Raw genomic sequence first — 12,807 nt, 5'->3', positions numbered from 1 at the left:
ATTGTTAATCATTACTTTAATGGCAAATTGAGTAACATTGTCGTTACATAGTAACATAATGATTTTTATTCTTCAAGATATCTTGGACGAAGGCGATATCAGCAAAAAATAAAACGTCGTTTGCGGATAATAATGTTTCATATTACTTGGACTTTCGGGATTGATACGTAAATATCATTTTCCTCGTTATTCATATAAAAAGATGAAGTGACATTAAAAAAATAGACATTTGGGAAAACAGCATAATTTACATTACAGCTTGGCGGGAGTATAAAACAGTCATAACTCACATATTTTCAGAATTGTGACTGTTTTATTTGTTTGACTCCAGTCCATTTCAAGAGAAGTATTTTAGTATAATTGTAAATACCTTCTATTCTCCGAACCTCCGTTACAAAATATTCATTCATACGCAATAATCGTTTTAGGAATTTCTTTTGTTAAGCTTTCATAATAATCCTTTTCAACCTCATGGTCGGTAATAAGCACATCAATAAGTGAAGGTGGAGCGAATTGTGAAAAACTCGTATTCCCAAACTTACTGCTGTCACACAGTACAAATACCTTAGACGCTATTTTCACCATAATTTCTTTGATCTCTGCTTGATTCATATCCGGTGTCGTACATCCTCTTTCCAAAGTAAATCCATTCGTTCCTAAAAATACTTTATCCACGCTTAATTCATTTAATATCTTTGATGCTATCGGTCCTACTGCACAATGTTGTTTTTTTCTAATTGCCCCTCCGATCAGAATAATATTTACACCATCGATATTCTCCAGATACTGCGCAATCGTAATATCATTAACAACTACTGTGAGATTGGAATAGCCATGTAATAATTTTGCCAATTCTATGGTGGTGGTACCTGCATCAAGAATAATAATATCATTATCCTCAATGAATTTGACGCTTTCTTTAGCAATTGCTTTTTTTAAATGAAGATTTTTAACTTTTTTTTCGTTGGAACTCGGCTCATATCCGGTTTGTGACAAATCAATCGCGCCACCGTGCGTTCTTTTAATTAATTTTATATTTTCCAATTCTGCTAAATCATTTCTAATTGTGGCAGGGGATACTTTAAAAAAGTCACATAAGAATGGTACAGTCACTTTTTTCCTGTCTCTTATTACCGCTACTATTTGTTTTTTTCTTTCTTCTGCAAACAGTGGTTTTTCCTTTTCTATTTCGTACACCCCCTTCACGTTTAATCATAAACAATTACTGTTTTTAAGCCTTTACCGCTCATGGCCTCTTCAAAAGCATCATGGATATCATTTAAATGGTATTTTCCTGTTGTTAATTTTTTTACGTCTAATAACCCGGACGAAATAAAATGTAAGGTTTTTCTAAATTGTTCATTACTTGCCTTTGTCGTACCTAATATAGTTAATTGCTTATAATGAATTAAATTTGTATCTAATTCTACTTTCTCTTTCCCTTTTGGCAATCCACCAAAAAAGCTGATCCTGCCATTTAACTTTACTAATTCTAATGATAATGTTTGCGCATCTGCAGACGAGCAAGCCGTAATACATACATCGACTCCTTCCCCATTTGTCTGCAGGTCTATTTCCCGTTTCAAATCCGAATTAGGTATGGTTATAAAGGAATTGTCGATTTCCTTTGCCATCTCTAATCTATTTGTGGAACGGTTAGAAATAAACACGTTGGCTGCTCCAGAAATCTTTGCAAGCATTGCATGCATAATTCCTATTGGGCCGGCACCTATAATTAACACGTCATCTCCCGGTTTTATCTCGCATTTTTCAATTCCGCTATATACGCAAGCCAGCGGTTCTATAATAGATGCTTCTTCAAAAGATACATGATCCGGGAGTTCAGATATATTACCGGAATTTATTGCTTTAGCAGGTATCTTAAGGTATTCAGCGAAGGCTCCGTCCAGCTGGACACCAATGGCTTTATATTCTTTACATAAATGTTGATTCCCGCTCACACAAATATCACATTTTCCGCAGCCTATATTGGGAGCTGCTGCAACTCTCATTCCTTTTTTATAACCGTCTACGCTGCTCCCTACTTTTTCGATTACTCCGCTGAATTCATGTCCCAGCGTTCTCGGAGAGTCTTTATGAATTTCCGGATGACCGTTACGATAAATTCTTAGATCAGTCCCACATATCCCTGCTGATTTTACTTTTAGCAGAATTTCATCTTCGCTTATTGCAGGTATTTCTTCCTTAATAACCTCTATATTTTCTTTATCATACATTTTAGCAGAAAGCATGGATATTATCCCCTTTTTCACGTATTTTTAGCAAATCACTATTTCCTCGGAAGCAATTAATCTAAAATCACTTTATCCCCGGTTTTGATAGATTTATTTCCAGCATTTACGACTTTTACAGCCATTTTACCGTCATGGCCATTAACGGAAGGTTCACTGTCTTCGATGATACAATTTACAAAATCAATATCCTCTTCCAAATATGCCTCTTTAAAAAGGGAGCGCCATGTTTTAGTTAACGGTCGTTTAGAACCCGTTTCAACATTACATACGGATATTTGTTTATCGTAGGTTTCGCCGACGAATATTACTCCTTCTGTACCCAGTATCTCTACTCTTGCATCGTAGCCGTATTTCACAGATACAGAGCCGTCTATTACCCCTTGCTTCCCATTATCAAACTCCGATACCAGCACGACATTATCATAAAAATCCGGATATTTTTCGCTAATATCCTGGCATCTATAATTATTTGCTATCGCATAAACACTTTTAAACTCTCCACCTGTCAGCCACCGTAATGTATCAATATCATGACTATTCACCTCTGCTAACGGGCCATTACTTCTCTCAACATCGTACATCCACTCCTGTGGTACACTTGGTCCTCTTGTCAATGATTTAACTAAAACGATATCACCAATTTCACCATTTTCAATTGCTTCTTTTGCTAAATTAAAGCTTTGATCAAACCTTCTCATAAAACCAATCTGTAATTTTACATTATTCTTTTGAGCAGCTTCTATCATGTAATCGCATTCATCTTCATTTATAGCCATTGGTTTTTCACAGAATATATGTTTTCCGGCATTAGCTGCTGCGACAGCAATTTCTTTATGATAGTTTGTTGGAGTTACAATAACAACTGCATCTATTTCGTCATCATGGAGAGCATCCTGATAGTTTAAGTAATATTTATCAATTTCTAATTCTTTAACGGCATGCTTTACGTTTTCTTCATTTGGATCAACGACTGCAACCAATTTTGCATTCGGTACATTTCTTCTATAGTTATTCGCATGAAGTAATCCTGCCCGGCCTGCTCCAATAACACATACACCAATTTTACTATCCATATCCAGCACCTCTTCGTTATTATTTATTATTTATATTATTGTTATTTATTATTATATGTTGTTGTTTATTGTTTGTCAAATTGAATTCTCCTGCTTGGAGTGCAAAATATAACCTTTGATATAGGTTAATTTTGTAGAAGCTTAACTGTTTCACACGCTCACCGTTTTGTGTATTCTGCCTTACTCACAGCTGGTTCACTTGCTGTGAGTAAACTTTTAAAAGTGAACTGCTATTATTATATTGTTTACATATTTTAAGTTGTTGTTATATATTATCTTTTAATCTTTTTTGATATGCCTGAAATAAAAAGTTATGCTGCACTTTCAATTTCACAAGCAGAATTTCAGCAGCAAAAATGCTAATTTCTTCCGTCTGTAATGTATTAAAAAAAATGAAAACATTAAAAAACCACAGAATCAGCTTTTTCCCAGCGTTTCTGTGGTTTTACTATCAAACATTAAATAAAAGTTATGCTATGAAATTTTCTATTTTTTTACCCTGAATACAGTTGGATAAAACCGACTGCTACATTCCTAATAATGTCGTCACAATCCAGCCGGAACCATAGAATATCATAAATTGAACCCCTATTCCTACACCAAGGAAACGATTCAATAATCCGCCGACCATTGCCATTGCAAAAGTAACGGTAACACTTACCAACCCGCCTTCATAAAACGCAAGTAAGGTAACAACACCAATAAACATCGCAATAATGGCTTCTTGATTAATATATTTTAAAACAAGAACAGTCGCTTTTCGCGCAAAATTCATCGAAAATGGATAGGCGATAACAGCGGCAACAACAATTCCAATCAAGCCGTATAACAGAAAGTCCAGCGGCTCCATTAGCGTATGCAGGTTATGAACCGGCTCGGTTGTAAATACAGGCGGTGCATTAAATAACGCCTGTGCCGGACCGATTGCTACCGGACTGAGCGGAATCCCAAAGGCAACAAGCGGAATAATTGTCTCTGCAATATAAGTAGATTCTGTTACCCCGTTCATGGTAGAAAGGCTCGTCGTTGATTTCTTATATTGACCTTTCACACGGGAGCCTACCAGTTCTCCCATCAATGCTGTCATCCCGACAGGACTTAAAGCAAAAGTCAAAGAGGATAAAAAGGACGTACCCGCAACTGATGCTGTTTGTTTTTTCGTTAACACTTTAAATGGATTAGGAAAATATCCTGACCAGGATTTCTTTTCCGGAGCTAATTTATATTCATTTGGCTGATGACGTTGAATCATTAACCGGCCACTTTGAGATGACGCTAATAAAATATCCGTAAACATCGGTCCGATCGCAATTCCTAAGAAGAAACTGATCGATAAACCTGTTCCTAAAATTGATGTACTCACCAAATTTAACCCTTGTATTACTAGTGCAAGCGGGATAATTAAAATAATACTCGCCCAGCGTCCTTTGGAAAAATAACCGATTAAAATTGCTGCTAACGTAAATATAATTCCGGCGTTTTCTTGAAAAAATTCGCCGAATTGGCTCAGGAATACAGCAAACGCCAAGGATACAGGTAAAGCAATAAACGCACCAATTACTCCTCCAGAAATCATTTTTCGTAAAGCAATATGCGGCAGACCAATCCGCCGCATAAAATTAGCATGATCCAGCATCGGGGTTGCTGTTGTATCTCCAGGTACGCCCATTAATGCAGTTGGAATCGCATGCGTCAGATGTTTAGAAAGTACCGCAGCCATAAAGAAGGCAAAAACAGCCTCCGGAGGCGCCCCCAGTAAGACAACAATTAAAGTCGCCGGAACAAGCACAGCGGTTTCATCTGAACCAGAAATCAAACCGATCGCTGTAAATATAATCCCTGCTACAACCGCTAATACGATCGATATCAGTAATACATCCATTTTCCTTCATTCTCCTCTTTCTACTATTTCTGCTCTTTCTCATCACTTTTTTCTTTCTCATCAGAAATAAACATGTTATAAAAACCCTGCTCCTTCATTTCTTCTGCTGTTACTGGATCATTCAAAATAGATTCACGCTCTTCATCCATATCCAGCTGGAGCTTCTCATAGATTTCCGTTAGTTCATTGTTCGTAGATGCCGTTTCATTCAACGTTCTCTTCGGCTTAAATAAAAATGTGTTAACCAGTAAACCTGTTACGCTGCCGGCTATCCCTAATAATAATGAATAAGACTGAATCATTTCTTCCGGGGCAATTCGTGGAAAGATAAGCTCTCTGCCAGTCAAAAAGCCAATAAAACTGAGTACAACGCTGATGAAAATTGTAACAATTAAATGCCTCCCAACCACTGTGTCACCTATGATTTCAATATAGGACCGGGAGTCTTTCTGTTCTTGTTCCGTCATCTTTGCAGTCACCTTTCTATCTAAATATCTTTAAAACTCTACTTTCGCATCTTAGAAAGTGTCTTCATTTCTATAGAAACAGGAGTTAGTCGTTCCTTCGATAATTCCCTTGACAAAGAAATAGAAGGTGTAGTGTAAAATACCGCTGCGGCGGACCGTTTTGCTTTCCTAGGGGCACGCTCTTCAGCTAACTTTTGCCAAGAAGTGCACTTGGCAAAAGTGGATCTTCAGATGGTGCTGATCCCACAGGAGTCAAAACGGTCCGCCTCCGCTAGTTAGGTGTTCTATATGTGGAATAGCTGAACAAAAATAGGTAGATCAGGCCAGACAAAAAAGATTTTTCGTGGTGCATGGAAAAAGTGCTCAGCAATGATTTCTTTTTGTGCATGAGAGCTATTCTAGATGTTAACTATCCATGCTGTTTTGATTCGAACTGCTAAACCAACCTAACCATTTAAAATACTGGAATAATCGTGTTATCAAACGAAAGCGCCACTATTTCGTCCAACCAAACAGGATGTTATTTCTTTCATTCGCTGTAGAATCCCATCATAGCGGAGGCCAACCACGCAGACTCCTATGGGAACAGGGCGAGCTGAAGATCCACTTGAAAAGCGGTCTTCTTTTCAAGTTAGCTGAAGCCGTCCCCATGGCAGACTAAGACCGCAACGTCCTGTTGCAACGTCTGCACTAGTACGTCCTGTACGTCGGAAAGCGGAGTGGCTGGCCGGAGCGGGAGCTATACACTATCATTCGTTCAAAAAAAGCTGATTTAACTAAAAGGCAAGCACAATAAAGAAGAACTTGATAATCCTGAAACAGCAAGATATATATGCTTATTCTTAGTTACGATAGTTGAGATTATCACGGAGAACCGCCCGTAAAACTCTCGCTTCAAAATAAAGAGTGAAAATAAATTTATTTAGGCGGGAGAAGGACGAAAACTCCCACTGAATGAAGTTTCGTTTTATAAAATAATTTTTTCCATCATGAAATAATCTGATTATACTACATACAAGCTAATTAAACCAGCCATTATTAGCAGATACTAATTACTGGATATACTATGGTTTAAAGGATTACCTCTACTGTTTCTCTGCTATAATAAGAGAGAAGAAAACAGTCATATCTAATTAAATTCGCAGTGAAAAGAGGAGCGTTTTATGAAGTTGGGAACAGAAAGGCTGATGATTATTCCTTGTACGGAACAGACGATTACTCCTGAGATAAAAGAAGAATATACTTGTGGACCTCATATAATTCGTCATTTAAATGCTTTAAAGGAAGACCCTGCTTTATTATATTGGGGTGTTTGGCTTGTGAAGCACAAATCAACCGGGAATATAGTCGGAGATATTGGTTTCAAAGGAAAACCTGATGAAAATAAAGTAGTAGAAATTGGTTATGGGTTCCTTGAAACTTGCTGGAACAAAGGCTACGCAACGGAAGCTCTTACAGCTTTAATACATTGGGCTATACATACGTCAGAAGTTCATAAAATGATAGCTGAAACACGCTTAGATAACCCTGCCTCCATGCGTGTATTAGAAAAAATAAATATGCAAAAAAGGGAACAGACGGAAGCAATGCTTTATTGGGAGTTAGATTTGAAGGATATAAACAGGTAAAGCCTTTATTTCCTTATCCTTTAATTAACCAGCCAAAAAAACAATAGCTTGAAATTGAAAACATCATATTATGACAGGAAAGAAGTTGGAAATCATAGACCAGCTTCTTTTTTTATACCCCGAAATAACTCCATCTTTACTGATTTTCTTTCACAAAAAAACTTCCCAACGGCAAGCCCCAAATACGGTTATATAACTTCTGGTAAAAAGTAATATCATAAACATCTGTTCGCTCCGCATTGTTCATCATTCTCAATGGAACAAAAAATGAATTGATTTTTATATTTGGATTTAGATGCAGGCCATTCCGTTCATAAAACTGAATCCTTCGAAGTCTGTTGGCATAATCCTGCTCCCCTTTTGCAGCCTCCGGATCCTCTACCTCCAGCAAAATACCATTTGCGGACAAATCCTTCAGCTGCTGCATGAGTTCACTACCTAGTCCATTCGCTCTGAATTTCGAACGCACAGCTAAATAGGAAATAAAAATACCGCCAAATACATCTACTTGCTGATAAATCGCATACCCATATTTTTCTTGCCCATCTGTCAGATAAACAGCCTTCATGGAGCCCTTCTTTAAATTACGCTTTATCACAAAACGGGGAAGTAATTCGATACGCTCAAAGTCCTGTTGCAAATAGTTATAGAGAACTTTTATATGGATAGTTGTCGGATCTATCGTTTCTAAATAATACTTCTTTTTATGCATAGTATTCCTCCAGATTTGATCTATATCATTTCATTTAGATTTTTTGCGCTTTTCTTGTTAGCTGTTCTAAAAACCTTTTTCTGCTTTTCTCTTTTTTATACCTTAAAAAAGACATGGTATGGAATGCTGTTGGTGTAATTCCGCACATTTTGAGTATTTGCTTTTTTAAAACTCTCCCATAATCATGCTGCATGAGCTTCACATATAATGACGGCGTATCATGCGTCGTAATAATCCAGCCCGTTTTATTTTTTAAAAGACCTATTGGAATGACCCCTTTATACTCATACGCAAATCCTTTTGCGAAAACACGGTCTACAAAACCTTTTAGAATAGCTGGCATCCCGCCCCACCAGATGGGAAAAATAAAAATTAGATGGCTGGCCCATGACACAATTTCTCTGTATTCTTCTACTTCCGCGTCAAACTGCAAATCTCTTCTCTTATGTATATTATCAAAGTATAACACTGGGCGAAAGTTATCTTGATATAAGTCTATCACCTTTACATGGTGCCTTGGGTGAATATTCTTCTCTACTGTTGAAAAAATAGCCGAATTAAATCCTGAATCATTAGGATATGCATAAATCACTGCAATATTTTTTGCCTGTAAGTTTTTCATTTAACCCTTTTACCCTTCCCTTCACAGTTATTTTTTGAACAACTGTTTATTTATGTATAAGCGTATTATATAATCGAATAAATGAAGAAACAATATTCAATTTTTGCCCATCTGTTACATAATAAACAGTTATACAAAAAGTGTTCAGGAAGGATGAATAAGATGGCTGACCGGCGTACAAAGAAAACTCAAAAAGCAATTAAGAATGCATTTTTAATACTTTTAAAAGAAAAGGAATTGACGAAAATAACCGTCTCCGAAATCTCCCATTTGGCTGATATTGGGCGCGGGACGTTTTATTTACATTTCCAAGATATCTTTGACCTTTATCAGCAGCTGGAAAATGAGCTTTTGAATCAGCTTTTAGAGTGGATTGAAAATCTTTACAGAAATAATAAACCCCTTACATTAGCGGAATTTATCGAACAGGTAGCAGCTTCTATTTGGGAAAATAAGAACGCATTTCATCTATTTATGAATGAACAGCGAAATAGCACACTTCTATTAAAGGTGAAAGAAATAATTACGGAGAAAGAGCTGGAGGAAAGAAAACAACATGGGGTTATTCAAGGTGCTGATTTTGAAAAATTTAATGTTTCTTTTCAAGTTGCCGGTACGATCGAGATACTAAATGAATGGGTGAAAACAGGAATGCAGCAAAGCCCGAAAGAAATAGCTGAGGTTATTTCACGGATTATCTGTGATGAGGACGATGTTACCAGATATGGGGTGAAGATAAAGTCTGTCCCAAATCCGTGATAACTATTTTCTGCTCTCGACTATTTTCACCACTGACTGAAAACAAATTTTATTTTTAGAGCAAAGGCTTTACTTTGAACCTTTGCTCAAATATGTTTAACCAACCCATCATATGCAACTTCTATTTGATAAGGAGCAAGTATGTCCACTAAATCCTGATAAAGTAAACCGCAATTATGAGAAAAATGTGTAGCAATTATTTTTGTTTTCGTATTTTCTTCATGCCATGCCTGAAACCGCTTTTTCACCTCAATGACCGTTTCCACACTCATATGGTTACGGCTCTTTGGGTTTCCATTCATCCCGACAGTACAATCTAAAATCGCCATATCCACGCGTCTTCCCTCCAGCCAATCCCATGTTGCAGGAGGAAACCAGCCAGAGTCATTCCCATACAGTAAATGCTCGCTGTCTTTTTCAATATAGAATAATAAGCAGGTTTCCCGTGGATCATGATCCGCCAAAAGAGGAGTGATTTTTGCTTGCCCAATCCAAAAAGCTTCGAAAGGAATTAAACGCTGCATGTTAAATTGCTGTTGAATCCCACTTTCCTCTGAAAAGATCGTTCGGCATTGCTGTAAGGCCAGATCATTCCCATAAATATTTAAAGGCTGCTCTACCCCATGAGCAAAGCCTTCTATTCGTGAAAGTAAATCTCCTGCACAAAGATGATCATAATGCGTATGCGTTAATAAAAGGTGGTTTACTTGGGACATATCTACATCATCTCTAAGTGCCTGATAATAGGCATCTGGCGGATAATCAACTCTCCATTGATCATCAATAACCACAGAGCTTCGGGTACGAATATTTCTTCCTTTTGCCTTTCTGGCGTCCTGGCAAGGCTGGCAGCGGCAAAATACATTGGGGAAACCTTCTGCAGCTGCTGTTCCTAAAAAATGTACCTTCATCTTACGTCCCTGCTTCCTGTAAAGTAGTTAAAATTAGTAATAGAGAGCGCTATTATATTTACATTTTCACATCACACGTATTCCTATTTCACACTATCTCTTAAAATTAACTCGGTAGCTAATAATATTTTTTTGGCAATTACCCTTCCATCTAAACGTTCCAACAATGTATCCACTGCAGCCTCCCCCATTTCTTCTGTAAATACTTTTACAGAAGACAATGAAGGGTATACATATTTTGAAATGGACATATCATTAATGCCAATAATGCTTACTCTCTCAGGTACCGAAATAGTTGCTTCATGCAAAGCTCTCAAGCTGCCAATTGCCATCACATCACTGCTGATAAAAAAAGCTGATGGCAAACGGTCACCTAATTCTTCAATTGCCCGCTTCATAAGTTTATAACCATTATCAACTGAAAAAATGTCCATATAAACATACTCTGATTTAAATAAACCCAACTCTTGCATATAAGAGCAAAAAGTTCGTTCCCTCATATCAGAAATAACCTCTGTTTCTCCCTTAGCTATCTCTCTTCCGCCAATAAAACCGATTTCTTGATGACCTGTTTCAATAAAATAATCAATTACTTTATAGGTTGCTCTTTCAAAGTCTACAATTACTGCATCATAATGGTCCTGATCCGGACTGTAATCTACAAAAACAACATGCTGATTAATCTGTGAAAGTTCTTTCACTTGCGAATAACTAAATTTTCCAACAGCAATAATTCCATCCACATCTTTAGATGATATTTCACTAATATTATCAAAGAAATAGACTTCTGCGTTCATATCCAATGCCTTACACCGTTGTTCAATCCCTAAGCGGATTGATAGATAATATAAATCGTTTAATTCTTCTTGTTCTGTATACCAATGTACAATTGCAATTTTATGCCCGCCAAATTTGTGGGCCGATTTCTTTTGATAAGAAAGCTCTTCCGCCGCTTCAAATATTCTTTTTTTTGTTTTATCCGTCACCGATAAGGATGAATCATAATTTAGAACCCGTGAAACAGTTGCCGCTGAAACACCAGCTAATTTTGCAATATCTTTAATCGTTGCCATGTAAACACCTTCTTTACCACCTGTGTCATTCGTATTCATCGTACCACTTTTATATCTAAAAATCATGATAATTAGAGGTTTTGAAAAGGTTTAACGGCAATTTTTTAATATTTAAGCACATTTTTTGCAAAAAATAATGCTAGTTTACTTGATAGCATCTGTCGCATATGCAGAATAAAAATCATCAATATGAATCGACTGACCGTGATTAAGCCTTGATTCTTCTGCAGCAAATGCCATTAAATGACTTCGTAATGATGTTGCAGCAGAGGAGATGCTCTCCTGTTCACCATAATGATCAATATCATGTAAAAACGTACGGACAATATTATTGTCGCCACCGCCATGACCGCCAATTGGTTTACTAAATTTAATAATCGATTCCCGCTTCGTAGAAAAATCATAGACAGAAATACGGTTGTCCGCCATGTTCCCCCGAATTTCTCCTTTTGTCCCCATAATCTGGACCATACGAGTCTGCTCTCTAGTGAATCCAGACATGCTAAAAGTTGCTGTAGCGCCGTCTTCAAATTCCATATTCACAACCTGATGATCTACCACATTATTATCCGCTTGATAAACACATTTTCCATAATCGGTCTCCTGCAATGCTTTTATAATCCCTTCATTGGTATGATCTTCCGTAAATTTTTTAGCCCAGCCTCTGCCCTCTCCCAGATAATATCTTCCTGCATGAAAAGGACACTCCTGTTCAATTGGACATCCGTCCAGACAGCGTTTGGGAGCCCCTTTTGGCTTATTCTCTTTACGAAAATGCATTAACGATCCATAGGAGCTGATTCGTTCACATTGTTTTCCCATAACAAAATTAATAATATCCATATCATGGCAGGATTTCTGTAATATCATGGGACTCGACTTTTCTTTATTACTCCAATTTCCCCGGACAAAACTATGCGACATATGCATAATCTCTACATTTTCATTTAATTGAATGGAAGCAACATTTCCTATATCGCCTCGTTCAATAACCTTCTTAATCGTTGACCAAAACTCTGTATAACGAAGAACATGACAGATGGTTAATTGGCGTTGATATTTAGCCGCCGTTGCCTCCATATCAATACATTCCTTAGGATCAGGCGACATTGGTTTTTCTAAAAGAACATGGTAGCCCTTTTCCAATGCTTTCATCGTTGGTTGATAATGAAAACGGTCCAATGTACAAATAATAGCAACATCCGCTTTTTTATCTTCTTGTAAAAGCGCTTCCCAAGAAGTATAGCAAACGGATTCTTCCAATTCATGCTCTATCTTTACCCGGTTTCTACGTTCATCATTCGGATCTGCTACAGAGACAATTTGAAGTTCATTCGGATAATTTAATGCATAAGGTGCATATGCTCTTGCTCCACGATCTCCCGCACCAATCAAAATAGCTTTTTTCGGCTGCATATTAATTCC

Annotated in this window: 12 protein-coding genes; 2 read left to right on the top strand and 10 right to left on the bottom strand. The window is 37.2% G+C overall.

Annotated elements, in window-relative coordinates:
* Positions 1-402: 402 nt before the first annotated feature.
* From BN986_RS05475 to BN986_RS05455, 5 genes are all read right to left on the bottom strand, one after another.
* A complete protein-coding gene (locus BN986_RS05475; protein WP_052400652.1) occupies positions 403-1,197 on the bottom strand; it encodes a DeoR/GlpR family DNA-binding transcription regulator in 795 nt (264 codons plus the stop codon).
* A gap of 11 nt (positions 1,198-1,208) precedes the next feature.
* Positions 1,209-2,252: a zinc-dependent dehydrogenase gene (locus BN986_RS05470; protein WP_040978638.1), complete on the bottom strand. Its 1,044-nt coding sequence runs from the start codon at positions 2,250-2,252 to the stop codon at positions 1,209-1,211.
* A gap of 56 nt (positions 2,253-2,308) precedes the next feature.
* Entirely contained in the window at positions 2,309-3,328 is a 1,020-nt protein-coding gene (locus BN986_RS05465) for a Gfo/Idh/MocA family oxidoreductase (protein WP_040978637.1), read from the bottom strand.
* A 526-nt stretch (positions 3,329-3,854) separates the two neighbouring features.
* On the bottom strand, positions 3,855-5,210 hold the full coding sequence (locus BN986_RS05460; protein ID WP_040978636.1) for a tripartite tricarboxylate transporter permease: 1,356 nt from the start codon (positions 5,208-5,210) through the stop codon (positions 3,855-3,857).
* A gap of 23 nt (positions 5,211-5,233) precedes the next feature.
* Positions 5,234-5,677, bottom strand: a complete 444-nt coding sequence (locus BN986_RS05455) for a hypothetical protein (RefSeq protein WP_040978635.1) — start codon at positions 5,675-5,677, stop codon at positions 5,234-5,236.
* Positions 5,678-6,840: 1,163 nt separating this feature from the next.
* Between BN986_RS05455 and BN986_RS05450 the strand changes: the two genes are divergently transcribed.
* Positions 6,841-7,305, top strand: coding sequence for a GNAT family N-acetyltransferase (locus BN986_RS05450; protein WP_040978634.1), 465 nt, complete (start codon positions 6,841-6,843; stop codon positions 7,303-7,305).
* 136 nt (positions 7,306-7,441) lie between these two features.
* Here BN986_RS05450 and BN986_RS25680 read toward each other — a convergent pair whose 3' ends face one another.
* Together BN986_RS25680 and BN986_RS05440 are read right to left on the bottom strand one after the other, a co-directional pair.
* A complete protein-coding gene (locus BN986_RS25680) occupies positions 7,442-8,017 on the bottom strand; it encodes a GNAT family N-acetyltransferase (RefSeq protein ID WP_052400651.1) in 576 nt (191 codons plus the stop codon).
* Positions 8,018-8,051: 34 nt separating this feature from the next.
* Complete coding sequence (locus BN986_RS05440; protein WP_040978633.1) at positions 8,052-8,639, bottom strand: NAD(P)H-dependent oxidoreductase; 588 nt, start codon at positions 8,637-8,639, stop codon at positions 8,052-8,054.
* 162 nt (positions 8,640-8,801) lie between these two features.
* Here BN986_RS05440 and BN986_RS05435 point away from each other — a divergent pair, with 162 nt between their 5' ends.
* Entirely contained in the window at positions 8,802-9,398 is a 597-nt protein-coding gene (locus BN986_RS05435) for a TetR/AcrR family transcriptional regulator (RefSeq protein ID WP_052400650.1), read from the top strand.
* Between the two features lie 86 nt (positions 9,399-9,484).
* Here BN986_RS05435 and BN986_RS05430 read toward each other — a convergent pair whose 3' ends face one another.
* The 3 genes from BN986_RS05430 to BN986_RS05420 form a co-directional block, all read right to left on the bottom strand.
* On the bottom strand, positions 9,485-10,309 hold the full coding sequence (locus tag BN986_RS05430; protein ID WP_040978632.1) for an MBL fold metallo-hydrolase: 825 nt from the start codon (positions 10,307-10,309) through the stop codon (positions 9,485-9,487).
* 83 nt (positions 10,310-10,392) lie between these two features.
* Positions 10,393-11,382 (bottom strand): LacI family DNA-binding transcriptional regulator, encoded by a 990-nt coding sequence (locus BN986_RS05425; RefSeq protein WP_040978631.1) that lies wholly within the window; start codon positions 11,380-11,382, stop codon positions 10,393-10,395.
* 144 nt (positions 11,383-11,526) lie between these two features.
* Positions 11,527-12,798: a Gfo/Idh/MocA family protein gene (locus BN986_RS05420; RefSeq protein ID WP_040978629.1), complete on the bottom strand. Its 1,272-nt coding sequence runs from the start codon at positions 12,796-12,798 to the stop codon at positions 11,527-11,529.
* Positions 12,799-12,807 lie beyond the last annotated feature (9 nt).

The organism is Oceanobacillus jeddahensis, from assembly GCF_000750635.1.
GTDB classification, from domain to species: Bacteria; Bacillota; Bacilli; order Bacillales; family Amphibacillaceae; genus Oceanobacillus; species Oceanobacillus jeddahense.
Note: the sequence above shows the minus strand (reverse complement) of the source record. Positions and strands in the feature narration are given on the sequence as shown.